23 protein-coding genes are annotated in these 26419 nt (G+C 68.2%); 15 read left to right on the top strand and 8 right to left on the bottom strand.

All coding sequences use genetic code 11. The features are described 5' to 3' along the window. Positions 1 to 106 precede the first annotated feature (106 nt). Positions 107 to 883 (top strand): energy-coupling factor ABC transporter ATP-binding protein, encoded by a 777-nt coding sequence (locus Ssi02_RS17380; RefSeq protein WP_204026729.1) that lies wholly within the window; start codon positions 107 to 109, stop codon positions 881 to 883. On the opposite strand, the gene Ssi02_RS17375 is transcribed toward Ssi02_RS17380, so the two are convergent. Further along, on the bottom strand, positions 846 to 1874 hold the full coding sequence (locus Ssi02_RS17375; RefSeq protein WP_204026728.1) for a potassium channel family protein: 1029 nt from the start codon (positions 1872 to 1874) through the stop codon (positions 846 to 848). The genes Ssi02_RS17380 and Ssi02_RS17375 overlap by 38 nt on opposite strands. Positions 1875 to 1971: 97 nt before the next feature. Between Ssi02_RS17375 and Ssi02_RS17370 the strand changes: the two genes are divergently transcribed. The 4 genes from Ssi02_RS17370 (at position 1972) to Ssi02_RS17355 (ending at position 4890) form a co-directional block, all read left to right on the top strand. Next, complete coding sequence (locus Ssi02_RS17370) at positions 1972 to 2310, top strand: STAS domain-containing protein (protein WP_204026727.1); 339 nt, start codon at positions 1972 to 1974, stop codon at positions 2308 to 2310. A 62-nt stretch (positions 2311 to 2372) separates the two neighbouring features. Then, positions 2373 to 3146, top strand: a complete 774-nt coding sequence (locus Ssi02_RS17365) for an SDR family NAD(P)-dependent oxidoreductase (protein WP_204026726.1) — start codon at positions 2373 to 2375, stop codon at positions 3144 to 3146. Positions 3147 to 3152: 6 nt separating this feature from the next. Then, positions 3153 to 3917, top strand: a complete 765-nt coding sequence (locus Ssi02_RS17360) for a crotonase/enoyl-CoA hydratase family protein (RefSeq protein WP_204026725.1) — start codon at positions 3153 to 3155, stop codon at positions 3915 to 3917. A gap of 340 nt (positions 3918 to 4257) precedes the next feature. Further along, positions 4258 to 4890, top strand: coding sequence for a rhomboid family intramembrane serine protease (locus Ssi02_RS17355; RefSeq protein ID WP_204026723.1), 633 nt, complete (start codon positions 4258 to 4260; stop codon positions 4888 to 4890). A 176-nt stretch (positions 4891 to 5066) separates the two neighbouring features. On the opposite strand, the gene serC is transcribed toward Ssi02_RS17355, so the two are convergent. After that, complete coding sequence (serC, locus tag Ssi02_RS17350) at positions 5067 to 6179, bottom strand: phosphoserine transaminase (RefSeq protein WP_204026722.1); 1113 nt, start codon at positions 6177 to 6179, stop codon at positions 5067 to 5069. Positions 6180 to 6336: 157 nt separating this feature from the next. Next, complete coding sequence (locus tag Ssi02_RS17345; RefSeq protein WP_204026720.1) at positions 6337 to 7443, bottom strand: citrate synthase 2; 1107 nt, start codon at positions 7441 to 7443, stop codon at positions 6337 to 6339. 200 nt (positions 7444 to 7643) lie between these two features. On the opposite strand from Ssi02_RS17345, the gene pdxH reads away from it, so the two are divergent. The 3 genes from pdxH to Ssi02_RS17330 all read left to right on the top strand — a co-directional run bounded on the left by pdxH (position 7644) and on the right by Ssi02_RS17330 (position 11619). Next, positions 7644 to 8297: a pyridoxamine 5'-phosphate oxidase gene (gene pdxH / locus Ssi02_RS17340; protein WP_204026718.1), complete on the top strand. Its 654-nt coding sequence runs from the start codon at positions 7644 to 7646 to the stop codon at positions 8295 to 8297. Positions 8298 to 8535: 238 nt separating this feature from the next. Then, positions 8536 to 9240 carry an iron-dependent transcriptional repressor DtxR gene (locus tag Ssi02_RS17335; RefSeq protein ID WP_204026716.1) on the top strand — a complete coding sequence of 235 codons (705 nt, stop codon included), beginning with the start codon at positions 8536 to 8538 and terminating at the stop codon, positions 9238 to 9240. Positions 9241 to 9357: 117 nt separating this feature from the next. Then, positions 9358 to 11619, top strand: a complete 2262-nt coding sequence (locus Ssi02_RS17330; protein WP_204026714.1) for a SpoIIE family protein phosphatase — start codon at positions 9358 to 9360, stop codon at positions 11617 to 11619. A gap of 120 nt (positions 11620 to 11739) precedes the next feature. Here the strand turns inward: Ssi02_RS17330 and Ssi02_RS17325 are convergent, their stop codons facing one another. Next, positions 11740 to 11901, bottom strand: coding sequence for a hypothetical protein (locus tag Ssi02_RS17325; RefSeq protein ID WP_204026712.1), 162 nt, complete (start codon positions 11899 to 11901; stop codon positions 11740 to 11742). A 235-nt stretch (positions 11902 to 12136) separates the two neighbouring features. Here Ssi02_RS17325 and Ssi02_RS17320 point away from each other — a divergent pair, with 235 nt between their 5' ends. The 5 genes from Ssi02_RS17320 to Ssi02_RS17300 all read left to right on the top strand — a co-directional run bounded on the left by Ssi02_RS17320 (position 12137) and on the right by Ssi02_RS17300 (position 17324). After that, a complete protein-coding gene (locus Ssi02_RS17320) occupies positions 12137 to 13438 on the top strand; it encodes a hypothetical protein (RefSeq protein WP_204026710.1) in 1302 nt (433 codons plus the stop codon). Next, positions 13435 to 14229 (top strand): class F sortase, encoded by a 795-nt coding sequence (locus Ssi02_RS17315; RefSeq protein ID WP_204026708.1) that lies wholly within the window; start codon positions 13435 to 13437, stop codon positions 14227 to 14229. Before Ssi02_RS17320 ends, Ssi02_RS17315 begins: the two co-directional genes overlap by 4 nt. 153 nt (positions 14230 to 14382) lie before the next feature. After that, on the top strand, positions 14383 to 15270 hold the full coding sequence (locus Ssi02_RS17310) for a hypothetical protein (RefSeq protein WP_204026706.1): 888 nt from the start codon (positions 14383 to 14385) through the stop codon (positions 15268 to 15270). 13 nt (positions 15271 to 15283) lie between these two features. After that, positions 15284 to 16081 (top strand): class F sortase, encoded by a 798-nt coding sequence (locus Ssi02_RS39330; protein WP_204026704.1) that lies wholly within the window; start codon positions 15284 to 15286, stop codon positions 16079 to 16081. A 97-nt stretch (positions 16082 to 16178) separates the two neighbouring features. After that, complete coding sequence (locus Ssi02_RS17300) at positions 16179 to 17324, top strand: acetyl-CoA C-acetyltransferase (RefSeq protein WP_204026702.1); 1146 nt, start codon at positions 16179 to 16181, stop codon at positions 17322 to 17324. Positions 17325 to 17527: 203 nt separating this feature from the next. On the opposite strand, the gene Ssi02_RS17295 is transcribed toward Ssi02_RS17300, so the two are convergent. The 4 genes from Ssi02_RS17295 to Ssi02_RS17280 form a co-directional block, all read right to left on the bottom strand. After that, positions 17528 to 18421: a carbohydrate ABC transporter permease gene (locus tag Ssi02_RS17295; protein WP_204026700.1), complete on the bottom strand. Its 894-nt coding sequence runs from the start codon at positions 18419 to 18421 to the stop codon at positions 17528 to 17530. Next, positions 18418 to 19323 (bottom strand): carbohydrate ABC transporter permease, encoded by a 906-nt coding sequence (locus tag Ssi02_RS17290; protein ID WP_239128991.1) that lies wholly within the window; start codon positions 19321 to 19323, stop codon positions 18418 to 18420. Before Ssi02_RS17290 ends, Ssi02_RS17295 begins: the two co-directional genes overlap by 4 nt. A 67-nt stretch (positions 19324 to 19390) precedes the next feature. After that, positions 19391 to 20662 (bottom strand): extracellular solute-binding protein, encoded by a 1272-nt coding sequence (locus Ssi02_RS17285; protein WP_239128990.1) that lies wholly within the window; start codon positions 20660 to 20662, stop codon positions 19391 to 19393. A gap of 494 nt (positions 20663 to 21156) precedes the next feature. Continuing rightward, positions 21157 to 21888, bottom strand: coding sequence for a class I SAM-dependent methyltransferase (locus Ssi02_RS17280; RefSeq protein ID WP_204026698.1), 732 nt, complete (start codon positions 21886 to 21888; stop codon positions 21157 to 21159). A 221-nt stretch (positions 21889 to 22109) separates the two neighbouring features. Between Ssi02_RS17280 and Ssi02_RS17275 the strand changes: the two genes are divergently transcribed. Both Ssi02_RS17275 and Ssi02_RS17270 read left to right on the top strand, forming a co-directional pair. Next, a complete protein-coding gene (locus Ssi02_RS17275) occupies positions 22110 to 24146 on the top strand; it encodes an ATP-binding protein (RefSeq protein ID WP_204026696.1) in 2037 nt (678 codons plus the stop codon). Positions 24147 to 24311: 165 nt separating this feature from the next. Further along, a complete protein-coding gene (locus Ssi02_RS17270) occupies positions 24312 to 26378 on the top strand; it encodes an ATP-binding protein (protein WP_204026694.1) in 2067 nt (688 codons plus the stop codon). The last annotated feature ends 41 nt before the right edge of the window (positions 26379 to 26419 follow it).

Here is a 26419-nt window from a genome sequence, read left to right as displayed (position 1 = left end):
GCGGATCGCATCACCGCCGGATCTGGGCGAGGCGCGGCGACCGGGCTCGCCGCCGGGAGGAGGGGTGGTGCCGGGTTTCCCATCACGTGGCCGGGGAGGCGTGCCGGTGAGCGCGCCGCCGCCGTCGCTGCGCGTGGAGGCCCTCGCCTACGCCTACCCCGACGGCACACAGGCGCTCTTCGGGGTCGACATGGCGATCGCGCCCGGAGAGCGAGTCGCGCTGCTCGGGCCCAACGGCGCGGGCAAGACCACCCTCGTCATGCACCTCAACGGCATCCTGACCGCGGGACACGGCTCGGTGGAGGTGGCCGGGCTGCCGGTGCGCCCGGACACCCTGCGGGAGATCCGCCGCAGGGTGGGACTCGTCTTCCAGGACCCCGACGACCAGCTCTTCATGCCGACCGTCCGGGACGACGTGGCGTTCGGCCCGGCCAACCTCGGCCTGCGCGGGGAGGAACTGGAGCGCCGGGTCGAGCGCGCCCTCGACCGGGTCGGCATGGCGGAGGCGATCGACCGGCCGCCGCACCACCTGTCCTTCGGCCAGCGCCGCAGGGTGGCGGTGGCCACGGTGCTCGCGATGGAGCCGGATGTCCTCGTGCTCGACGAGCCCTCGTCGAACCTCGACCCCGCCGCGCGCCGTGAGCTCGCCGAGATCCTGCGCGGGCTCGACGTCACCGTGCTCATGGTCACCCACGACCTGCCTTATGCGATGGAGTTGTGTGACCGCGCGCTGATCCTCTCCGGTGGCGTGATCGCCGCCGACGGGCCGACGGGGGAGATCCTCGCCGACGCGGAGCTGCTCGCCCGCCACCGCCTGGAGCTGCCGTACGGCTTCGCGCCCCCGGCTACTTCTCCGTTTCGTCGGCCTTCGACACGTGGATGACCACGAGCCGGTCGCCGATGAGCAGCCGGGTGGCGCGGGGGTCGGCGTAGGTCATGACCTCGCCCTTGCGGACCACGGCCACGACGATCTCGGAGCAGTCGCGCGGGCCCCGCCCCACCTCGTGCGGGGCGATCGGGCGCTCGTAGAGGTCGAGGCCGCTGCCGTAGACGAGGAAGTCGTCGATCAGGGAGCTGACCGCCGGGCTCTGGGTGGCGATGCCGAGCATCCGGCCCGCGGCGTCGGACGAGGTGATGACCACGTCTGCCCCGCCCTGCCGTACGAGAGGGTCGTTCTCGGCCTCGCGGACGGCGGCCACGATCGTGGCCTTGGGGTTGAGCTGGCGGGCGGTGAGGGTGACGAGGGCGGTGGTGTCGTCGCGCTGGGTGGCGACGATCACTTCGCGCGCCTGGGTGATCGCGGCGCGGTTCAGCACGTCGCTGCGGGTGCCGTCGCCGATCACGCCGGCGAGCCCCAGGTTGTTGGCCTCCTCGATCTCGCTCCCGTTGGGGTCGATCACGATGATGCTGTCCTTGGTCCGATCGTTCTCGATCAGCGTGCGGATCGCGGCACGGCCCTTGGTGCCGTATCCGACGACGATGGTGTGGTTCTTCAAACGTGATCTCCAGTGTTTGGCGACGATCTCTTCGCGGGTACGCCTGGTCAGGACCTCCAAGGTGGTTCCCACCAGGATGACCAGGAAGACAACCCGCAGTGGGGTGATCGCCACGATGTTCACCAGTCGGGCCATGGGGGTGACTGGGGTGATGTCGCCATAACCCGTGGTGGAGACCGTGACCGTGGCGTAGTAAAGCGCGTCGAGCAGCGACACCTTTCCGTCGTAGTTGTCCTTGTATCCATCGAGGTCAACTGCTACGAGCAGAAAGACCACGAGCAGGGCGCAAGCCGCATAAAACACTCGTCGCATGACCGCACTGAGCGGGCTCACCACGACAAACGGCAGGCGGACGGTGGTTCTCTTGTCCCCCTTCATGAAGGTGATCCTAGAGTTGTGTCCGGTCGCCCATGGCGATGGCAAAGTAAAGTGGGGCTGCCTCATCGCCGCGAAAACGCCTTGAGGAGGACTAGGAATGAAGCTTCGGCTGGCGCGGCGCGTCATCGACGGTGCCGTGGTGGTGGCTGTCGAGGGCGAGCTCGATCTCTACACGGCCCCGGTGCTCAGAGATGAGGTGCGCGACGCGATCAGCCAGGACGGCCCGAGGCTTGTTTTCGATCTTGCCTCCCTGTCGTTCATGGACTCGAGTGGCCTCTCCGTTCTCATCGAGGCGTGGCGCCTCGCCACCGGCGACGGCGGAGGAGTGTGCCTGGCGGCGCCTCAGTCGCCCGTGGCGCGCATCCTGCACACGACGGGGCTCGACCGTCGCATCAAGGTCTATCCCGATGTGGAGGCGGCCGTAGGCAGCGTTTGAGAGTGTGCCGAATCCGCACCCCCGTATAGAACTTTCTTCGGTGCCCACGTTATGGTCCGGTCATGGACCTGAATGGAGCAGGAGCAATCGTCACCGGTGGCGCGAGCGGCCTCGGTGAGGCCACGGCCCGCGAACTCGCGGCCAAGGGCGCCACGGTCGTGATCGCCGACCTCAACGAGGAGCGGGGCAAGACCGTCGCCGACGAGCTCGGCGGCGTCTTCGTCAAGTGTGACGTGTCCGACGAGGAGCAGGTGCAGGCCCTGGTGGACGCGGCTGTCGCCACGGGCAAACCCTTGCGGGTCATCGTCAACAGCGCCGGCATCGGCTGGGCCAACCGCACGGTGAACCGGGACGGTTCACCGCACGACCTCGCGTCCTACCGCAAGGTGATCGAGGTCAACCTGATCGGCACGTTCAACGTGATGCGCATCGGCGCGGCGGCCATCGCCAAGACCGAGCCGGTGGACGAGGACGGTCAGCGCGGCGTGGTCGTCAACACCGCGTCCGTCGCCGCCCTCGAAGGGCAGACCGGACAGGTCGCATATTCGTCGTCCAAGGGCGGCATCGTCGGCATGACCCTGCCGGCCGCCCGCGACCTCGCGGCTATCGGGGTCCGGGTCAACACGATCTGCCCCGGCATCATCGACACGCCCATCTACGCCTTCAAGGCCGACGCCGACGAGTTCAAGGCCAAACTGGTCGCTCCCGTGGTGTTCCCCAAGCGCATGGGGCGGCCCTCGGAGTTCGCGCACCTGGCACGGGCGCTGGTGGAGAACGACTATATGAACGGTGAGGTCATCCGCTTCGACGGCGGCATCCGCTTCCAGCCCAAGTGAGGTCCGGTGTCTGACGAGATACTCGTAGAGTCCGGCGACGGCATCGCCGTCATCACGATCAACCGCCCCCGGGTTAAGAACGCCGTCAACGAGGCGGTCGCACGAGGCATCGCCGCCGCGCTCGACGAGCTCGAGGAGCGGGCGGACGTCGCGGTCTACATCCTGACCGGCGCCGGAGGCACCTTTTGCGCGGGCATGGACCTCAAGGGCTTCCTCGCCGGAGAGCGCCCCTATGTCGACGGGCGCGGTTTCGCCGGCATCGTGGAGAACCCTCCCCGCAAGCCGATCATCGCCGCGGTCGAGGGCTACGCGCTCGCGGGCGGCTTCGAGCTGGCCCTCTCCTGCGACCTCGTGGTCGCCTCAGAGGGGGCTTTCTTCGGGCTGCCCGAGCCCAAACGCGGCCTGATCGCGGCCGCCGGCGGGGTCATGCGGCTGCCGAGGCGCGTGCCCTACCACATCGCCATGGAGATCGCCCTGACCGGCGATCACTACCCGGCGGCCAGGCTCGCCGAGCTCGGCCTGGTCAACCGGGTCACCCCGGCGGGCGAGGCGCTCGCTGAGGCCAGGCGGCTCGCCACGGCCATCGCGGCCAACGCGCCGCTGGCGCTCGCGGGCACCAAGAAGCTGATCGTCGAGTCCGCCGACTGGTCGCGGGACGAGATGTTCGTCCGCCAGAAGGAGGTCATCGACCCGGTTTTCGCGTCGAAGGACGCCATGGAGGGAGCCGCGGCCTTCGCCGAGAAGCGCGCCCCCCGGTGGAAGGGCGAGTGACGTCCTCCCCGGCCCCGTGACGGGCCGGGGAGGCTTGTGCCGTACGGCGGAAGCCATCGGCACCGTTGGGCGGAAGCCATCGGCACCGTTGGGCGGAAGCCGCCGGTGCCGTACGGCGGAAGCCGCCCGGGCCGTACAGCGGAAGCCCGGCGGGCGAGGGGCTCACCCTGTGTGGGCCGGTGGCAGCCCTCCCGAGCGCGGTGAGGCGAAAACCTTCCTCGTTGTACGGCGGAAGCCAACAAAGGTTCGCCTGGCCGATATGGGAGGCAGAATGGTCGTTAGAGCAACCCGTCCTGCGGGCACTCCCCGCATGGCGTCAGACCAACGGCCAGGAGAGCGCATGACTGGACTTCCCCCCGCCGGCCGGTCCCCCTATGACGATGTGAGACGCCGTTCCGTCAGCCTGCTGGCGGGGGCGGCGGGCAGTGCGATCCTGATGGTGCTGATCGTCGGCGCCATGTGGGTCGTCGAGGTGGCCGATTATGTGCTGCCTGGTGAGTTCGATGTGTATGGCATCCGTGCCTGGGATGTGAACGGCTTGCCGGGCATCCTTCTCGCGCCGTTCCTGCACGCCGACTTCGGCCATCTGATGGCCAATTCGTTGCCGCTGCTGGTGCTGGGTTTCCTGGCGGCCATCAGAGGGATCGGGAGGTTCCTCGGCGCGAGCGCGATCATTGTGCTGGTGAGCGGCGTCGGGGTGTGGCTGACGACGTCGCCGCTCTACATCACGATCGGGGCTAGTGGCCTCGTCTTCGGATACTTCGGCTATGTCGTGGCACGCGGTCTGTTCGACAGGCGGACGTTCGACATCGTCGTGGGTGTCGTGGTCGCGGCCGTCTACTACTCGCTGCTGTGGGGCGTGCTGCCGGGCGAACAGGGCGTGTCGTGGCAGGGCCACCTCTTCGGCCTCATCGGCGGTGTGGTCGCCGCCTGGCTGCTGCGCCGTAAGGCACCGCGCTCGCTGACGGTCTGAGGGTCCCGGGGCCGCCCTCAGGGCGGCCCTTCGGGTCCTGCCGTGCTTTGTCGTGCCTTGCTGGGCCTTGGCGTGGCGGTGGCCGCCGGACCCGATCGCGGGTCCGGGCGGCCCTGCCCAGGCCTCGGCCGATCCTGAGCACGGTGCCCCTGAGAACCGTGCCCGCGGGGGTGGGGCTAGAGGCGCTCGACGACGTAGTCGATGCAGGTGGTGAGGGCTTCGACGTCGGCCGGGTCGACGGCGGGGAACATCGCGATGCGCAGCTGGTTGCGGCCGAGCTTGCGGTAGGGCTCGGTGTCCACGATGCCGTTGGCGCGCAGCGTCTTGGCGATGGCGGCGGCGTCGATCGAGTCGGCGAAGTCGACGGTGCCGACGACGTTGGACCGGAACTCGGGGTTGGCCACGAACGGCGTCGCGACCTCGGACTTCTCCGCCCACGAGTAGAGCCGCTGCGCGGAGTCCGCGGTGCGGGCGGTGGTCCAGGCGAGACCGCCGTTGCCGTTCATCCAGTCGAGCTGCTCGGCCAGCAGGAACAGCGTGGCGAGCGCCGGCGTGTTGTAGGTCTGGTCCTTGACGGAGTTGTCGATCGCCGTCGGCAGGCTGAAGAACTCGGGCACATAGCGGCCGGAGGCCGCGATCTCCGAGACCCGGGCGAGCGCGCGGGGCGACATCAGGGCGATCCACAGGCCGCCGTCGGAGGCGAAGCTCTTCTGCGGCGCGAAGTAGTAGACGTCGAACTCGCTCGCCTCGACGGGCAGGCCGCCCGCGCCGGAGGTCGCGTCGACCAGCACCAGCGAGTCGTCGTCGCCGACGCGCCGGATCGGCATGGCGACGCCGGTCGAGGTCTCGTTGTGGGTGAGCGCGTAGACGTCGACACCGGCCTCGGTGACCGCGGCCGGGTGGGTGCCCACCTCGGAGGAGATGACGGTCGGCTCGCCCAGCCAGGGCGCCTTCTTGGCCACGGTCGCGAACTTCGAGGAGAACTCGCCGAAGGTGAGGTGCTGAGAGCGCTCCCGGATCAGCCCGAACGCGGCGATGTCCCAGAAAGCGGTGGTGCCGCCGTTGCCGAGCACCACCTCGTAGTCCTCGGGCAGGTCGAACAGGCTCGTGAGTCCACCGCGAACCCGCCCGACGAGCGACTTCACCGGCTTCTGGCGGTGGGAGGTGCCCATGAGCGCCGCGCCGGCGCCGGCGAGCGCGGCGAGCTGCTCGGGGCGAACCTTGGAGGGCCCGCAGCCGAAACGACCGTCCGCGGGTTTGATGTCAGAGGGAATCACGATGTCAGCCACCCGGTAAGCCTACTGAGTGCCTCAATGGTCCAGACCATGGGCTCTCCCCTTTTGCGGGCGTGCTGCGCGACATTCCTCCCATTTCAGGCGCTCGGGCACGACAAAGGCCCACGATCCCTCGCGATCGCGGGCCTTGACGTGGGGTGCCGAGCCGGGGTCAGAGCTTCCCGACGACCTCGGCGGCTCCGGGCACCTCGTCGATCGAGCGGTGCGGCGGGCCGACATAGTTGGCGCTGGGGCGGACCAACCTGCCCGTGCGCTTCTGCTCCAGGATGTGCGCGGCCCATCCGGCCGTTCTGGCGCAAGTGAACATCGAGGTGAACATTTGTGCGGGGACCTCGGCGAAGTCCAGCACGATCGCCGCCCAGAATTCCACGTTCGTCGCAAGTACCCGGTCGGGCTTCCTGGAGTGGAGTTCGGCGAGAGCGGCGTTCTCCAGCGCGACCGCGACCTCGTAGCGCGGAGCGGAGAGTTCCCTGGCGGTACGGCGGAGCACGCGGGCCCGGGGGTCCTCGGCGCGGTAGACGCGGTGACCGAAGCCCATGAGCCGCTCGCCCTGGTCGAGCGCCTGCTTGACATAAGCCTCGGCGCTGCCGATGCGCTCCACTTCTTCGATCATGTGGAGCACGCGGGCGGGGGCGCCGCCGTGCAGCGGACCGGACATCGCGCCGACCGCGCCCGACAGGGCGGCGGCGACGTCGGCGCCGGTGGAGGCGATGACGCGTGCGGTGAAGGTCGAGGCGTTCATGCCGTGCTCGGCGGCGGACGTCCAGTAGGCGTCGATGGCCTTGACGTGAGCGGGGTCGGGCTCCCCCCGCCAGCGGACCATGAAACGTTCGACGATGTTGTCGGCCTCGTCCACACGGCTCTGGGGGACCATGGGAAGGGACGCACCGCGCGCGGACTGCGCGACGAACGACAGGGCCATCACCGAGGCGCGTGCCAGGTCGGCCCTCGCCCGGTCGTCGGAGATGTCGAGCAGCGGCTTGAAGCCGTAGGCCGGGGCGAGCATGGCGAGCGCGCTCTGCACGTCGACCCGGATGTCACCTGAGCGGACAGGAACTGGGTACTGCTCCGCGGGGGGAAGGCCCGGCTGGAACTCGTTGTCGACGAGGAGGCCCCATACATGTCCATAAGAGACATGACCGACCAGCTCTTCGATGTCGACGCCCCTGTAACGGAGAGCGCCCCCTTCCTTGTCCGGTTCCGCGATCTCGGTCTCGAAAGCTACGACGCCTTCGAGCCCGGGTTTGAAGTCGGACATACTCGGCTGCCTCCCTTTCATAGCGGTTCTTGATCCAACTGGGCAAAGCCTTGATGTCGAGATACCGGCGCTCATATTCAACCCCCTACCTGCTTCTGCTCCGCCCCCGGACCCGCCAAAAGGCCATCGTTGCTGGTAGACGGCATGTTTTTGGCGGCCGGGTGCCACCCGCCCGGTCAGGCGAGGAAGAATGCCTAGCTGTGAACGCCACTTCCCGTCCGCCGTCCTTGGCGGGGCTTCGCCGTACTTATGAGGGTGAGCCGCTCCTTGAGGCGGACCTCGCCACCGACCCTGTGACGCAGTTCACCGCGTGGTTCGCCGACGCGGTCGACGCGGGGTTGCCCGAACCCAACGCCGTCGTGCTGGCCACCAGCTCGGCCGGGGGGCGCCCCTCGGCCAGGACCGTGCTCCTCAAGGGTTTCGACCAGCGCGGGTTCGTCTTCTACACCAACTACGAGTCACGCAAAGGCCGCGATCTCGCCGAGAATCCGCGGGCCTGCCTGATGTTCCCGTGGCACCAGATCCGGCGCCAGGTCCGCGTCGAGGGCCATGCCGTACGGCTGCCGCGTGACGAGTCGGCCGCCTACTTCCACTCGCGCCCCTACGGCTCACGCGTCGGCGCGTGGGCCTCGCGCCAGTCGGCCGTGGTCGGCTCGCGGGAGGCGCTGGACGAGCGCTACGCCGAACTCGCCGGACGGTGGCCCGAGGAGCCGCCTATGCCGGACTTCTGGGGCGGATTCCGCGTGGTGCCGGTCGAGGTGGAGTTCTGGCAGGGCCAGACCGACCGCATGCACGACAGGCTGCGCTATCGCCGGGTTCCCGACGGCTGGACTCTGGAGCGGCTGGCTCCCTAGCCCGCTCACAGTCACCGGGGTACGGTTACCCAGGGTGATGTGCTGTCCCAAATGTGTGCACTGGGTGATTGGGGAAGCAAGATAGCGCACCCGGTGTTGCTGTCCATTGCCACGGTGCGTCGTTCTCGCAATAGGGTCGGCACCAACGGCGGTGCAAACGACCTTGGAACGCGGCCATGGGCACACGGTATTCCAGACGGTGCGACGGACGTAGCATCGAGGTAGGACGGGAGGAACCTTGACCGCACACGGCCTGATCGACACCACGGAGATGTACCTCCGGACGATCTACGAGTTGGAGGAAGAGGGCATAGTCCCCCTGCGCGCCCGCATCGCGGAGCGCCTGCAGCAGAGCGGCCCCACCGTCAGCCAGACCGTCGCCCGCATGGAGCGGGACGGTTTGGTCAGGGTCGAAGGGGATCGCCACCTCTCCATGACCGAGCTCGGGCGCACGCTCGCCACGCGCGTGATGCGCAAGCACCGCCTCGCGGAGCTCCTGCTGACCCAGGTCATCGGCCTTCCGTGGGAAGAGGTCCACGTGGAGGCGTGCCGCTGGGAGCACGTGATGTCCGAATCGGTGGAGGCGCGGCTGGTCGTCCTCCTCGACAACCCGGTCACCTGTCCCCACGGCAACCCGATCCCCGGCCTGGAAGAACTCGGGGTCAAGGGGGCGAGCGAGGCCGAGAGCGCTCCGATCGTCACGATGTTCGACGTCGCAGGACCAAAGGACACGGCGGTGATCGTGCGTCGAATTAGCGAACAAGTGCAAAGCGATCCCGCTGTGATGCTTAAACTCAAGCAAGTTGGGATACAACCCGGACGCGAGGTGACGCTCGCGACGAGCGACGACGGTGTGCGGGTGACAGGTGACGAGAAGGCGGATGGCGGTTCTGCGGATCTCCCGCGCGATGTCGCCACGCATGTCTTCGTCTCCAAGCGCTGAGCGAGTTCCTGCTTGGTTGAATCCCCATCGGGAGATCCTCCTCTCCCCTCAGGCCAAGACTGCAGGAGCGCCCGTGGTTCGCTTTGCACATATGCCTCCCCGAGGAGTGGTCCCCCAATGAAGAGATGGGGGGACCTGTCGAAGGACGTGACCGACCAGCTCGCCGCGGACGCCGTGCTCGATCAGGCGGAGATGGCGGTGGTCGTCACGGATCGCTTCAGCAATCTCCTCTACTGGAACCCCTACGCCGAGGAGCTTTTCGGGCGGCCGGGCAAGCCCGGCTCGGGGGAGCAGTCGCTGCTGGGCGTGGGCATCATGGAAAAGGATCACCCGCTCGCGGTCGAGCTCGCCAAAAACGTGCTCAAAGGCGGGGTCTGGGAGGGCACCTTCGACATCAAGCGCGGCGACGGGACGATGATCTACGTCCGCGCTCAGGCCGTGCCGCTGCGTCACCCGTCCGGATCGGTGACCGGCATCGTCATCACGGCCCGTGAGGCCATGCGCAGCAACGAGCGGGAAAAAGACCGCTTCGGGTTGCTTGAGCGCATCGGGGAGCGTTTGGCGGGCTCCCTCTACGTCGAGGAGACGCTGAAGCGCGTCGCCGAGATGCTTGTCCCGCAGTTCGCCGACCACTGCTTCATCGAGCTGGTGGAGGGCGACCGGATGATCCGCCGGGTCTCCCAGCACGTGCAGGGATGGACCCCGCCGCCCGGCACCTGGGCGCCCATCGGCGGCGACATCCGCTATCCCACCGGGCACTACGCCGACATCGCGGTCCGCCGCCAGGAGACCGTTCTCGTGGAGGACTTCTCCCAGGTCAGCTATCCCGCGCCGAGTCCCGGCAGCGCCCGGCTGGCCGGCGAGATCGGCCTGACCTCGGCCATCGTCGCCCCCCTGTGCGTGCGGGGCCAGACGCTCGGGCTCATGTACCTCGGGTTGTCCAACCTCACCGACCGGCGCAGCCCCCACTACGACGCCTTCGACCGCGACTTCGTCGGGGCCATCGCCACCCGCGTCGCCCTCGCCGTCGACAACGCCCTGCTCTTCGAAGAGGAGCGCCACACCGCGGAGTCGTTTCAGAAGCACCTGCTGCCCCGGGCGCTTCCCCAGCTCGACGGGCTGGAGATCGCGGTGCGCTACGAGCCCGCCGCGCCGCTCGCGAGCCACGGCCAGGGCATCCAGACCCAGGTCGGCGGCGACTGGTACGACGTGATCCCGCTGTCGGCCGGGCGGGTCGGCATCGTCATCGGCGACGTGGAGGGCCGCGGGGCCAAAGCCGCCGCCGTGATGGGCCAGCTGCGCGCCGCGCTGCGGGCCTTCGCCCAGGACGACAAGCCGCCCGCCGAGATCCTCGCCCGCCTGGACGAGTGGACACGCATCCTCGCCGCCCCCGAGCGCGACGAGAACGGCAACGACATCGCCGTCCCCCCGATCGTCACCTGCCAATACATGGTCTACGACGCGTGGTCCCGCCAGTTGTCGCTCGCCAACGCCGGCCACGCCCCGCCGCTGCTGCTGGTCGACGGCACCTGCGGTGAACTGGAGATCACCGAGGTGGGCCAGCCGCTCGGCGTGCGGGCTAAGGGCATGCCCGTCGACCTCGTGTACAAGGAGGAGAGCATCACGCTTCCTCCCGGCGCCACCCTGCTGCTCTACACCGACGGCCTGGTCGACAGGCGCCCCGCCAAGGATCCGGCCGGCGCGGAGAGACACCCCGGCATAGAAGGCGGAAGCCGGGCGAAGGTCGACGACCGCTCCCTGGAGACCCTGTGCGAGAAGCTCGCGCGGTTCACCTCCGCCACGGTCGAGGCCATCGCCGACAGCGCCACACAGGCCGTGCCTGGGGACATCGACGACGACATGGCCCTGCTGGTGGTCCGGTCCGCCGCGGTCGACCTCGACGTCGAGGAACGCGCGTTCGCCGCACAGCCGATCATGGTCGGCGAGGCGCGGCGCATGGCGGCCGAGGCGTTCGAGGGGTGGAACGTCCCCGAGGAGAGCGCCGAACTCGCCTGCCTGCTCGTCTCCGAGGTCGTCACCAACGTCGTGCTGCACGCCGCGGGCGCGGGTGTGCCCCGCCGGGAGCTCGCCATGGACGGCCCGCCGCTGCCCTTCGACGAGTCCTGGGACGTGCCGGGCTTCGAAGACGAGGTGAGCGGCGACAAGGAGTTCACCCTCCGCCTGCGCCGGGGCGCCAAGGCCGTCTGGGTCGAGGTCTTCGACCAGGACCTGCGCCTTCCCCGCATCCGCAGCGCCGGTGAGAACGACGAGGGTGGCCGGGGGCTCTACCTGGTGGATCAGCTCGCCCGCCGCTGGGGCTCCCGCCCCACCAAGGAAGGCAAAGCCGTCTGGTTCGAGATCCCCACCAAGAGCCGCTAGCCCTGTAGCGCCTTCCCCGGGCCGCCGCCCGCCACATGGGGACAAAACACCCACACCCGCCCCTCGGCCCCGCTAAGGACTGCTACGGCGGTCCATACCGGCAGCGGAGGGTGATGGGCGCTATTGGTGGGACTGCGCCCACACCAAGCCCATGAAGACGATGAAGGCGAGCATCACCAGCGAGTAAGCTGCGGGGCCGAAGCCGAGACGCCGGCGGACGCGGTTGAGGAGCCAGGCGAACAGGAACGCCAGGAAGAACAGCAGGATCAGGCCGTTGTTCAAGCGGGCACCGCCTTATTGGTGGGGCTTCCTCCCCAGTATGCGATGCCGAAGAGGCGGGTGCGGGGAAATGCGGGGGGAGATCACAAATCTGCCACGGTCCATAGGGATAAGTGCAGTTCGTGGGTGATCACCCCCCTGGTTCGTTCTATGATCTACTCTCCCTTTACTTTGGTCTTATCTTGCCTGGACGGGACATCCAGCCCGATCCGGCGGTGCGCCGTGAACGGAGTGTGTGGTGTCTCGTTGCGGAGTCGGGCTTCGAAGAGCGCTTGCCGCCACCTCCGTGGGGCTGGCGACCGCCGCCCTCGTCGTCGTTCCGGGCAGCACGAGCCACGCCGCCGGACCCTACTGGTTCCAGTGCGCAGGCCCGCTGGCCGACGGCAAGAACGTCGCCGTCACCGTCTCCCTGTCGTCCAAGGAGCTGACCCTCGGTGAGCGGCTTGAGGTCTCCTGGAGGCTCGGCGAGGCGCAGTCCCCGCTGAAGGTCCCGAACCACCAGGACGAACGCTTCGACAAGGGCGCCCATCTCGCCGTCACCGGCCGGGTGGAGGCCCACGGCCTGTGGACAGGAGAGGGCACGATCGACGCGACCGGCACCCGCCTGGTCGACGCCGCGCGGATCAGGGACAACGCGCCGCTGGAGTTCGGCACCGTGGACACCGGCAGGGTCGCGGTCACCGCACCCGGCGGGGGTTACATCACGGTCGGCTCCTTGATCCTGGACCTGGCGCCGGTCGAGTCGACCTACAACGACACCTTCGTCTCCGAGGGCGAGTTCGCGCTGGCCTACAACGGCACCTGGACCCGGGAGAACGACTCCAGCCCGTACGGAAGCGAGTTCCACCACGACAAGGACGTCAGCCAGGTCGACGTGGAGGGCGATAGCAGCGAGTTCACCTTCGTCGGCACCGGGGTCGACCTGATGAGCGACCTGGCGAGCGACATGGGCAAGGTCGAACTCAAGGTGGACGACTTCGAGCAGCCTGTCGAAACGAAGACCGAAGACCTCTACCAGTCGTCCACGCTGACGAGGAAGGTCAAGCAGATCTTCCCCGCCGCCGCGAACCTCCCCTACGGGAAATACCGCCTCAAGGTCACCAACAAGACCGCTGAGAAGTACGCACGGGTCGACGCGTTCCGTGTGCACGCGGGCACGGCCAACAACCTTGTGGCTTCGCCGTACCGCACGGTGTGCAAGCCGGTGGAGGCCACCCCCAAGATCCCGATCAAGGTGAAGGACCCCGGGTCCACTCCGACGCCCGGTCCGACGGGTGGGCCGAGCCCGACCGCCACCACGACCCCGCCGGTCACCACTCCCACGCCGCCGGTGACACCGCCGGTCGCCCCGCCGGCTCCTGAAGCGCCGAGGAGTTCGCGGGACACCACCTCCCCCTGGGGCAGCCACTCGAGTGTGGTGGTCTCGGGCACGGAGTCGCCGCGTCCGACGGCGACCGCGACGGCGACCGTTACGGCGAGGCCACAGGTGCGCGTGACTCCCAAGGGCGGCGCCGAGACCGGAGAGGGGCACCACGAGTGAGCGGCATCGACTCCGGGTCGGCCTTCCGCAGCACGGGACCCGACAAAACCCCGCGGGGACGGCTGATCGCCGCGCTCCTCGTGTTCGGCTCACTTGCCACGATCGGCGTCATCATGGCGGGTCTGCTGACCTACCTCGCCCCGTCCACGCCACCGGCCGAGCCGCAGGCGCAGGGCGAGACGCTTTCCCTCGAGAACATGGCCAGCTCGGGATATTTCGCCCCCGAGGTCGGCACCGGCGGACCGGGCAAGCCGCTCACCGCGGCCAAGCTGACCGCACCGGCCCCGCCGCCCGCCGTGAGTCCGGCGGCGGCCTTCGCCAAGAACAGCAAGGTACGGACGACCCGCATCGTCATCCCGTCGCTCGGCGTGTCGGCCCCGATGACGTCGATTGGGCTGCGTGCCTCCGGCGAGATCCAGGTGCCGCCGATGAACCGGTCCAACCTCGTCGGGTGGTACAGGCACGGCCCCAAGCCGGGCGAACTCGGCCCGGCGGTCATCCTCGGGCACGTGACCAACAAGCGCGGGGCGGCAGTGTTCAACCGGGTGAAGGAGCTGCAGAAGGGGCGGAAGATCCGGATCTACCGGTCGGACAACACGGTCGCGGAGTTCACCGTCAGCGGCATCGAGCAGGTGCGCAAGGACGTCTTCCCCACCCAGCGGGTCTACGGCAACACCAAAGTGGCGGAACTGCGTCTGGTCACCTGCGGAGGTGTGCTGAACACCAAGAGTCACAGCTACAGTGACAACGTGATCGTCTACGCGACGTTGTCGGCGAAGCGCAAGCGATAAGGGAGTTACGTAGGGGAAACTTGGGGTGGATTTTTGGTCTGACTCGCGTTGGTGGCGAAGCCTCCGTAGGATCGCAACCAAACCGTGATCAGAGCCTGTAATCCTGGTACGCCGTTGAGAACCGGTCAACCACCCCCGAAACGGAGAGATCCAGTGCTCAAGTCCAAGGCGCGGCAGCGTAACATCGCCGCCAAGTCGGCCGTGGCAGGAGCACTGGGCGGTGGTGCCCTGCTCCTCGCGGGCTTCGTCATGGTGGCCTCGGCCAACGCCGACCAGCGCAGTGTCAGCTACGCCTGCACCCCCGCCGGGGCGATCGCGGCCTCGCCCGCGGTCACGCCGTTGTTCAACGTCAACCTGAACGCCGTCAACGTCACGCCGACAGCCTCCCAGGCCGTCCCGCTGACCTGGTCCAACGGCCAACCTGCTGCGACACCGTGGCTGGCGGCGCCGAACGCCGTCCCCACGGGGGACAAGGTGGTGATCGAGGGTGAGATCCTCGTCGCCCCGCCGAGCGCCACGGCCACGGTGACGGTCAAGGCCACCAGCACGCATACGGTGCTCACGAGCCCTGTGCCGCAGAACTCGCCGCTGCCGCTGCCCACCATGTCGGCCACCGTGACGCCCACGGTCACCGGCACCACGATCGCCAGGGCCGGAAAGTTCACGGTGAAGGTAGCCGGCACCGGAACGACGCCCACCACGCTCTATGACTGCGTCGTCGCCACCAGCGGCGTCAACACCCAGCAGGCCTCGGTCGAGTTGCGGGTCGGCACGGCCAGTGCGTCGCCCACGGGCTCGAACACGAGCACGCCGAGCCCGACGAGGTCGACGACCCCGAGGCCGACCACCACGGTCACCGAATACGAGACCGTGTCGCCGAAGGAGACCACCGAGGCCACGCCCAAGGGTGGTGCCGACACCGGTGGCGGCGGCAGTGTGGGGCCGGACGGCAGGACGTTCATCCTGGTCGGGTCGGTGACGGTGCTCGCCGCCGGGGCCGCGGGGCTCCTCCTGCGCCGCCGCGGCGTCGGCGGACGCTGATCAGGGCAGTGCCGTGACGACGCAGGGCGGCCACCCGCAATACGGCTACGGTGACCAGTGGCAGCAGGGCGGCCAGTGGCAGGAGCCCGAGCCGGAGCCGCGGGGCGGCGGGGGAGCGCTGCGGGCGATCTTGATCCTGGCCGCCGTGGCGGGGGTCGTCACGGTGGTCGTCGGCCTGGTCCTGGTGCTCGCCAACCCGGCGGAATACGGTCTCTCCGAGGGGCGTACGGCACTGCAGGTGCAGGCTCAGCCGAGCGCTTCGCCGGCGGTCGACAACGCGCACTACTTCCAGGGGCCGCCCGAGGCGCGCGCGCCGCTGCCCGACATCGTGGCGGCGACGCCGATGCTGCCGTCCACCCCGACCCGGATCGTGATCAAGAAGCTGAACGTCGACGCGCCCGTCAAGTCGGTCGGTCTAGACCGGCGCGGCGCCATCGAGGTGCCGCCGGTCACCAACGCCAACCTGGTCGGGTGGTATCGGCGTATGCAGACTCCGGGCCAGGCGGGTGCCGCGGTGATGCTCGGGCACAAGGACACGCGCACCGGCACGGCGGTCTTCCGCCGCCTCCACGAACTGCGGCACGGGGACACGATCGAGGTGCACCGCCAGGACGGCACGGTGGCGGTGTTCACCGTCGGCGGCATCGAGCAGACGAGCAAGACGTTGTTCCCCACCAACCGGGTCTACGGGGATTACGACAAGCCGCAGCTCCACGTGATCTCCTGCGGTGGCGTCTACAACCGCTCGACCGGCCACTACACGGACAACATCATCGTCTACGCCACCTTGACGTCGTCGCACCGGCGTTAATCCAGGGCCCTGGTATCGAAACCGAGCAAGGTTCTGTTATAGCCTCTGAAATACCGAACGTTGCTCGGTTTCATGCGGGACTGATCCTGGAGGGACAGTGGCAGAGGCGTACATCGTCGGGGCGGTCCGCACACCGGTCGGACGGAGGAAAGGCGGACTGTCCGCCGTCCACCCCGCGGACCTGGCCGCGCATCCGTTGAAGGCCCTGATCGAGCGGACCGGCCTCGACCCGGCCGCCGTCGACGACGTGATCATGGGCTGTGTCATGCAAGTGGGCCCGCAGGCCGGTGACATCGCGCGCACCGCGTGGTTGTCGGCGGGATTGCCGGAGAGCGTCCCGGGCGTCACCATCGACCGCCAGTGCGGCTCCTCCCAGCAGGCGATCCATTTCGCCGCACAGGGTGTGTTGTCCGGCACGCAGGACCTCGTCGTCGCCGCCGGTGTCGAGGCCATGACCACCGTGCCGATCGGGTCGTCCATCTCCGCAGGACTCGACATGGGCATGCCGTACTTGTACGGCAACGGCTGGAACGAGCGCTACGGCGCGCAGGAGATCTCCCAGTTCCGGGGCGCCGAGCTGATGGCGCAGAAGTGGGATCTCTCCCGCGAGGAGATGGAGCGGTTCGCCCTGGAGAGCCACCAGCGGGCCGCCAAGGCCATCGCGAACGGCTACTTCAAGGACCAGATCGCGCCGCTCGCCGGCGTGGCCGACGACGAGGGGCCCCGCCCGGACAGCACGCTGGAGAAGATGGCGTCGCTCAAGCCGCTGCGCGAGGACGGCAGGCTCACCGCGGCCACTTCGTCGCAGATCTCCGACGGCGCCGCCGCCGTACTCCTCGCGTCGGGGCAGGCCGTGCGTGACCACGGGCTCGCGCCCCGCGCCCGGATCGTCAACCTCACCCTGGCCGGCGACGACCCGGTCTACATGCTGACCGCGCCGATCCCGGCCACCAGGAAGGCGCTCAAGAAGGCGGGCCTCACGATCGACGATATGGACGTCGTCGAGATCAACGAGGCGTTCGCCCCCGTGCCCATGGCCTGGCTGAAGGAGATCGACGCCGACCCGGCCAAGACCAACCCCAACGGCGGCGCCATCGCCCTCGGCCACCCCCTCGGCGGCACGGGAGCGGTGCTGATGACCAAGCTCCTGCACGAGCTGGAGCGCACGGGCGGCAGGTATGGCTTGCAGACCATGTGCGAAGGCGGCGGTCAGGCCAACGTCACCATCATCGAACGCCTCTAAACGCAAAAAAGACGATCTCGCGGGGCTTGTGGCCCCGCGAGATCGCGCCTTTTCTGCCCATCCCGCGACCCAGTGGGCAGGCCGTACCGGGTGGTCGCCCGACGACTCGCCCGCACGGTCGCCCCGTGGAATGAGCGAGGAAAAGGCCTATGGAAACCGTGGGGCCGCCGTGTGTGCGGCCCACGGGTTGTGACCCGGTCGCGCTACTTGATCGATCCCGCGGTAAGGCCGCCCACGACCTTGCGCTCGATCAACGCGAACAGGATGATCACCGGGATCGTGGCGATGACCGATCCGGCGAACAGGTTCTGCCAGTCCACCTCGTACTGCCCGATGAAGGAGTTCAGCGCCACGGTGAGCGGCTGTTTCTCCGGGGTGGTCGTCAGGGTCAGTGCGACGACGAACTCGTTCCACGCCGCGATGAACGTGAAGATCAACGCGGTGATGACACCCGGCATGGCCAACGGAAGCGTGACCCGGAACAGGGCCCCCCACCGGCCGTTGCCATCTATGAAAGCCGCCTCCTCCAGCTCCCGCGGGATCGAGCTGAAGTAGGCGTTGAGGATCCATACGGCGAACGCCAGGTTGAACCCGCCGTTCACCAGGATCAGCGACCAGATCGAGTCGACCATCCCGAACTGGTAAAACTCCCGGTAGATGCCCACGAGCATCGCGGTCGGCTGGAACATCTGGGTGATCAGCACGACGATGAGGAAAGCCGTGCGGCCCCGGAAGTTGTGCCGTGCGGTGTAGTAAGCGGCCGGGAGGGCCACAAGCAGCACGAGCAGCGTCGATCCGGCGGCGACCTGGATGGTGACCCACAGGTTGCCGGCCAGACCGCCGGTCCAGAAGTTGGTGAAGTTGGACCACGCGAACGTGCTGGGGAGGTAGGTGGCGTCCTGGAGCTCGTTCTGAGGACGCAGCGCGGTGATGACCATCACCACGTAGGGGAACAGGAAGATGAACGCGATCAGATACGCCGCGGCGGCGATGATCACCGTCTTCAGCTTCGGCAGGGTCCGGCTGGGCGCGGCCCTGCGGCCGTGGCGGGAGACCGGGGCGCGGGTGTCAGTGCGGGGAGCTGTGCTTGTGGTCATCGGGCCACCTCGGTGTTCCAACGGCTGACCTTGAGGAAGAGCCCCGTCAGCACGACCACCATGCCGAAGTTCACGACCGACATCGCAGCCGATTCGCCGATGTCGGAGCCCTTCAGGATGTACATGAAGATGGTCGACGTGGCGGTCGAGTAGCCGGGCTGGCCGTGCGTCATAGCCCAGATGATCGGGAAGTTGTTGAAGACGTTCATCACGTTGATCAGCGCGGCGACCGTGAGCGCGGGCCGCAGCAGCGGCAACGTGATTGACCAGTAGACGCGCCACTTCTTCGCGCCGTCCATCTTGGCCGCCTCGTAGATGTCAGACGGGATGGTGGCGAGCCCCGCGAGCAGGGCGTAGGTGGTGAAGGGCAGCGACACGAACACCGCGACGAAGACCAGCCACGGCATGGCCGTGCTCGCCTGGCCCAGCGGATCGGCCTCAGGCCCGCCGAGGGCGTCGAGGAGGCCGAGGTCGACCCGGAGCATGTTGATCAGGCCGGCCTCGGGGTCGAGCATCCACTTGAAGATGATCGCCGTCATCAGCACCGAGGCCGCCCAGGGGGCGATCAGCGCCCACCGGGCCACGTTCCGCAACGGGAACTTCTGGTTGAAGAGCTGCGCGAGGGCGAGAGAGAGCACGACCGTGAGCGTGACCACCGCCACGACCCAGATCAGGCTGCGGAACATCACGCCGCCGAAGTCGGGCTCCTCGAACAACTTGGTGTAGTTGTCGAGCCCGTTCGCCCCCTGCACGATGCCGAATCGGCTGATTTTCTGGAACGACGACTGGATCATCACCACGACGGGCCAGATGACCACGACCGCGATAAGGATCACCGCCGGGCCGATCCATAGGAGCGGGGTCAGCGCCCGACCCATCCGGCTCTGGGATTTCTGATGCATGACTGAGTCCTTTGCGTAGTCGTACGGCTTGCGCCGCCCGAGCGAAGGCGGCGCAAGCCGTACGGGCTCAGCTTCCCGTCGCGACCTTCTGGAGGCGGCCGAGAACCTCGGCGGCGTCCTTGGTGATGGCGCTGCCGATGGACTGCTTGGCCTCGTTGCTCACCTCGGTCCACTTGGGGTCGGTGAAGGGGTAGAAGGTGGCCTTGGGCAGGGCATCGAGGAACGGCTTGAGCTTCTCGTCGCTGCTCAGCTTCTGGATGCCGGAGGTGGTCACCGGAAGGAGCTTGTAGGTGTCGCTGATCTTCTGGGCGGCGGTGCCGGTGTAGAAGAAGTCGAAGAACTTCTTGATGGCGTCGGCGCGGTTGTTCTTGTTGAAGGCCATGATCCAGTCCTGGACACCGAGGGTGGTGTCGAGCACGGCACTCTTACCGGGGATCGGCGCGACGCCGAAGTCGGTCAGGCCGGCCTTCTCGAATTGCGGAATGGACATGGGGCCGCCGAAGGCCATGCCGACCTTGCCCGCACCGAAGTCCTGCCAGACGTCCTTGCGGTCCTTGGTGCCGGGGTTCGGCGTGGTCAGCCCGGCGTCGTGCAGTTCCTTGAGGAACTTGAAGGTCTCGATGTTCTGCGGCGAGTTGATCGCCCAGTTGCCGGAGGCGTCCTTGTATCCGCCGCCGTTGCCCATGAACCACAGGAAGGATTCACCCTGGGCCTCTTCGGCGCCGAGCGGGAGTCCGAACGGCTGAGCCACACCGGACTTCTTCAGCTTCTCGGCCGCGGCCTTGACCTCGTCCCAGGTCTTGGGCGGCTCGGTGATGCCGGCCTTGCTGAACAGTTGCTTGTTGTAGAACAGGGCGCGGGCCGAGGAGACGAACGGGATGCCGTAGGCGGCTCCGTCGACCTTGCCGAACTCGGCGAACTTCGGAAGGAGGTCGCTCTGGGTGGCGGGGGACAGCACCTCGTCGACCTTGTGGAGCAGACCCTCCTTGACGAAACCGGAGTAGTCGCCGGTCTGCAGGATGTCGGGGAACTGCCCGTTCTGCACCATGGTGGCGACCTGCTCATCAATGTCGTTCCAGTTGATGACCTGGACGTCGACCTTGATGGTGGGGTTGGCCGCCGTGAACTCGTCGGTGACGGTCTTCCAGAACTTGGCGCCGGAGTCCTCGGCCGTGGGGCCGCCTCCGTAGTCCGCGGCGACCATCTTGAGGGTCACCGTGCCGCCGTCCGCGGGCTTGCCGTCGGACTGCGTCGAGCTACCGCCGCCGCTGCCACAGCTGGACAACACCAGTGCTGCGGCCACACCGAGCGTGGCCGAGGTCACGAGCTTGATGTTCACCGTTTAATACCGCCTTGGTCATCGGACGTTGGACTCTGGCCGCCGGACGCCGGTATCTGGTCCGTACCAGTGGGATCCGCCGCCCCAGGGGGGTCATAACCGCCTGAGCAGGGTGCTCTGCTTTCCCGTGCGCCAGATCGGTGCCCTCACAGTAGGCGGGGGTTCCAGGGCTGGTCTATACCGGTTGATATCGTTTTGACAACGGCCAAACAAATCCAACTGATCGGTCTAGACCACTTACCTGGGGCTTTGTCTGGGCTGTCTCTTCTGACCTGCGGAATCACGTCGAGACGGGGAAGCCGTTCATTAGCCGCGTGATTTTGTTGGGACACACGGCAAACTCCGCGCCACCGGATCACCGGTGGAGCCGGGGGAGGTTCCGAACATCGGCGGGTGGTCTGGGCCGGACAGGACCGGGAGGCGCCGAGGAAAACAGAGCGACCCCCGGCTGGTCTGCCGGGGGTCGTCTGTGGAAAGGGTGTGAAGGGCGCGGGTCAGCCGGGGACGCGGGCGACGCAGAAGACGGTCTGGCCGAACGGCGGGCGCACGAAGCGCTCGATGAGGCGGGTGGCGGGCACCACCGTGCGGTCGTAGATCTTGACGAGGCGCGGGTCGGGATAACCCACGCCGCCCCGGCGCACGGCGAGCCACCAGGCGATGCCGCCGAGGAAGTTGATCGGCTTGAGCACCTCGGCCTTCAGCCCGGCCGCGGCGACGGTCTTGGCCAGGGTCTTCGGCGTGTAACGCGTGACGTGCCCCACCTTGCGGTCGAAGTCGCCATAAAGCTGCATATAGCCCGGCACCCAGATGACGATGCGGCCACCGGGAAGCGTCACCCGGGCCAGCGAACGCAGCGCCTCGACGTCCTCCTCGATGTGCTCGAGGACGTTCATCATCACGACCGTGTCCACTTTGTTGTCGAGCGGGATCTCGGTCGGCAGGCCGAACTGGAGCACGTCGACTTCGTCGCGGGTGGCGAACCGCTTGCGGAGCTGCTCAATGCAGTAGGGGTCGAAGTCGCTCACGACGAGCCGGTCCAGGCGGGGCAGGAACAGCTCGGCGAAGTGGCCGAGCCCGGAGCCGATCTCCAGCATCGACCTGCCCACATGCGGAGCGACCGTATCGAACTCGTATTTCCGGTAGTTCTTGCCCTCGTCGCCTCCGAGGTGGTTTTCCAGCGCCTCGTCACCGGCAGCCGGCTGTACTACGCGGTCATAACCAGACATGCGGCCCCGTCCAGCTCACAGCCAACACTCATTGACTAAATCTTCGATATTTACTACATCTACGACACATCTGCCGAGACAGCAGAGCCGTGGCCCTCGGCCACGGACTCGTGGGCCAGAGTCTAGTCTCTGCTGTCATCTGCCACTTCGCTTCCGCGCGACCAAGTCACCCCTTCCAGGGCATGCGTTTACCATCGAGACGGCGGCGAAGGGTCAACCTCGTGGACGTGAGGCGATTCATCGGGCGACGGGCGGAGATGGCGGAAGCCGTGCGTCTCCTCCAGGCTTCGCGCCTTGTGACGATCACCGGTCCAGGCGGTGTGGGCAAATCCGCCCTGGCCCGGCAGTTGTCCCGCGAACTCGCCCCCGGCTACGCCGGCGGCGTCTGGCCGGTCGACCTCTCCGGTGTGGCCGATCGCGCCCCGGGCCCCCTGACCGCCTCACGCCTCGACACCCTGCTCACCCGTGTGCTCGACGCCCTGCCCCCGGGAAAGCCGACGCCGTCCAGCGGGACGCCGCCGTCATGTGAGGCGGTGCCGTATGGCGAGGCGGTGCCGTATGGCGAGGCGGTGCCGTGCTGTGAGGCGGTGCCGTGCTGTGAGGCGCTGCCGTACGGCGAGGGCCTGGCCGGCCTGCCGTGGCGCCTCGCCTCCACCGCCGGCACGAGGGCCCGACTCGCCGCACGGCTGCCTCCCGGCCCCGCGCTGGTTGTGCTGGACGGCTGCGACCAGATCGTGGAGAAGACCGCCGAACTCGCCGACGCCGTGCTCCGCGCCGCACCCGAGATGCGGGTCCTGGTGACCGGCCGCAGCGTCCTCGGCCTGCCGGGTGAGCATATTGTGGCCGTCGAGCCACTCCCGGCGGAGGCGGCGGTGGCCCTGCTGCGCGATCGGGCCGAGGGCCACGCCGATCACCTGCCGACGGCGGATCTGTTCGCCATCTGCGCCAAGGTCGACCACATGCCGCTGGCCGTCGAGCTCGCGGCGCTCCGGTTACGCGAGATGTCGGCCGCCGAGTTGCTGCGCCGGCTCGACGACCCTTATGCCGTGCTGGTCCGCGTGTCGCAGCCCGCACGCCCGGCGGAACCGCATCATGCGTCGCTGCGGGCGTCCGTGGGATGGAGTCATGAGTTGTGCGGGCCGCTGGAGCGGCTGCTGTGGGCACGTTTGTCGGTCTTTGAAAGCGATTTCAGCCTGGAGAGCGCGGAGGGGATCTGTGCGGGAGGTCCGCTTTCGGCGGTCGATGTCATGGATGTGCTGACCGGCCTGGTCGACAAGTCGGTCGTGTTGAGGATCGAGCACCCGGCGGGGGTGCGGTTCCGCCTGCTCGACACGGTTCGCGAGTTCGGGACCGACTGGCTGCTGAGGCTCGGGGAGAGCGGTGCCCTGAAGGTGCGGCACCGCGACTATCACCGGGAACTCGCTCATCGGACGGAAGTAGCGTGGGAAGGGCGGCAACTAGCGCATTACACGCGGTTGAGGGTTGAATACGAAAATATACGTCAAGCGCTTGAATTTTCATTCAGTGATCCCGCCGAGCATAGAGCGGGACTCGATCTCGCGGGCTCCCTCTGGCCACTCTGGGTTTGTTGTGGCAGCCTTGCCGACGCGCGGCGATATCTTGAACGGGCGCTGCGTTTACCCGTGGATTTTTCTCCCGAACGCTTAAAGACCCTATGGGTCTGCGGCTGGGTCGTCACCCTCCAGGGCGACCTCGACACGGCCGGGCGGCTGCTCGCCTCCTGCCGTGCGGCCGCCGCGAACGCCCCCTACACCGTGCATCTGGCCGCCCGTGTGGCCTTCCTCCGCGGCGACCTCGTCCGGGCGCTCACCCTCGCAAAAGCGGCCTGCTCGGCCCACTCCGCCGTCGGCGACATGTTCCCCGGCCTGCAACCGGCCCGTGTGCTGACCGCCGTCGTGCTCCTTTCGGCCGGCCGGGTCGACGAGGCCGCCAACCTGCTCGCCGAGGCCGATCGATTCTCCCGCGGGCGGGACGAGCAGTGGCTTCTCGGCCGTATCGAGTACAACATGGCGCTGGTGGCCAGAAAGCGGGGACTCAACGCCCTCGCCCTCGACCACGCCGAGGGAGCCGTGCGCGTCGGCACGCTGTTCGGCGACGAGGTGCTCCTGCCCGCCGCGAACCGGCTCGTGGCCTCACTCGAAGAGGCCGGGTCCCGCCCACGTCTCGGCCACACCCCCGCCGGCGTGGAGCCGGCCCCGGCACGAGGAGGGGTCGATCGGCAAGTCGCTCAAGGGTGACGATCACGATGCCCTATTTCTCGCACGCGGGAGCCAGATCTCCCGGTGACGAGGAATCATGCGCTTCGGGAGAAAAACTCTCCACCCATCCCCATATAGTCCAGGAATTGTATGAACAATTCCGTGGTTAGCTACAAGCCGTTTCACGCGAAGGGCGGGAAAACGGTGACGGAGACACCACTTTGGCGTCCGGGCAGCGTTCCGGCGGAGACCAGCAGTTTCATTGGGCGCAGTCGTGAATGCGGTGAAGTCGCGGCACTGCTGCAACGGTCGAGGGTCGTCACCCTCACCGGTCTCGCGGGCGTCGGGAAGACGCGGATCGCCCTGCGGGTCGCACGCGACGCACGCGACTCCTTCCCCGACGGCGTCTGGGTGGTCGAACTCGCCCCCGAGCAACACGGCGACCTCGTCGCCCACGACGTGGCCGCCGTGCTCGGACTCCGGGAGCAGTCGATGCGGCCGCAGATCGAGGTGCTCGCCGAATTCCTTCAAGACCGGCGCATGCTGCTTGTGCTCGACACCTGCGAACACCTGCTCGACGCCTGCGCCCACCTGGTCGACAGGCTGACGGCCGAGGCCGAACACCTGATGGTGCTGGCCACGAGCCGCCAGCCGCTCGGCGCCGCCGGCGAGCGGGTGGTGGTCGTCGAACCGCTTCCGGTGCCCGAACCCGGCGACACCGACCCCGTGGGCAACGACGCCGTCCGGCTCTTCGCCGAACGTGCCCGCGCCCTGGTGCCGGGCGTCGCACTCGACCTCAACGTGGTGTCCCGGTTGTGCCGCCGCCTGGAGGGCATTCCCCTGGCCATCGAACTCGCGGCGCGCCGCGTGCGTGCCCTGGCCGTCGAGCAGATCGCCGACCGGCTCGACGACCGGTTCGCGCTGCTCGCCGGCGGCAGCCGTACCCCGCTCGGACGGCACCAGACGCTGCGCGCGGCGGTCGGGTGGAGCCATGAGCTGTGCACGCCGGACGAACGGCTGTTGTGGGCGCGCCTCACGGTGTTCGCCGGGTCGTTCGACGCCGAGAGCGCCGCAACGGTCTGCGGGGACGAATGGGTGGACGAGGTGCACGGCCTGCTGGCCCGGCTGGCCGACAAGTCGCTTCTTGTGGAGGGTGACGGGCGTTTCCGCATGCTCGGCACCGTGCGCGACTATGGGCGCGAGTGGCTGCGCAGGCTGGGCGAGGAGGACATGATGTTCCGCCGCCACAGCGAGCACTATCTGTCGCTGGTGCGCCGGGCCGATGCCGAGTGGTATGGCCCCGATCAGCTCACCTGGGCCGCGTGGGCACGCGCCGAGCTGCCCAATCTGCGGATCGCACTCACCAGTTCCATTGACGAGCCGGCCGGACTGGAGCTCGCCGGGCTGTTGTGGTTTGTCTGGGCCTGCCTGGGAGAGTTTCGTGAGGGACGTTACTTCCTCGACCAGGCGATCAAGTTCAACCAGGAGCCCGGCATCGCCCGCGCCAGAGCGCTCTGGGTGCGGGGGTGGATCGCGTTCTCCCAGGGCGACTACGGCATGAAGGCGCAGTCGGAGGAGGCCCTCGCCATCGCCCTCGACTACGACGACTGCGTCCAAGCCGGATTCGCCGCCCAGACCGTGGCCGTCTTCTCCATCTGCAGCGGCGAGCTCGACTCCGTGCCCGGCATGCTGACCCGCTCCGCCGAATATTTCGACCGCGCCGGCCGTCCCAGCGTCGGCCTCGCGGTCACCGAGGCCGTCTGGGCCATGTTGTTCAACCTGCAGGGCCGGTTCGACGAGGCCACCGAGGTGCTCCAGCGGCAGTGGACACGCTGCGTCGAGCGCGGCGAGTTGTGGGCCAGAGCGTACGGTGACCAGATGCGGTCCCAGGCCGAACTCGGGCGTGGTGAGATCGACGCCGCCGAGGTCTACGCGCGGGCCGCGCTCGACGTCAAATGGCGGCTCGGCGACGCCAAGGGCAGCGCCATGGCCATGGACCAGCTCGCCGCCGTCGCCGCCGCGGGCGAGGAGGCCGAGCTCGCCGCCTGCCTGCTCGGCGCGGCCGAGCGGATGTGGAACACCTTCGGGTTGCCGGCCTTCAGCTCACCGGAGTTCGCCGGGCCGCGGGACGTGACCGAGAGCCTCGCTCGCGCCGTCGTCGGCGACGAGGCGTTCGACGAGGCGTTCCGGCACGGGCGGACGGTGCCGCCGGACAGGGCGGTCGAATGCATCAGAGAGGGCAAGTCCCTCCGCGAGGCCGGATCCGGGTGAACCCGGCCTCGCCGTACCGTCACAGGGTCTCGTGGGGCTCC

The sequence above is a fragment of the Sinosporangium siamense genome (genome assembly GCF_016863435.1).
In the GTDB taxonomy this organism is placed as follows: Bacteria; Actinomycetota; Actinomycetes; order Streptosporangiales; family Streptosporangiaceae; genus Sinosporangium; species Sinosporangium siamense.
Note: the sequence above shows the minus strand (reverse complement) of the source record. Positions and strands in the feature narration are given on the sequence as shown.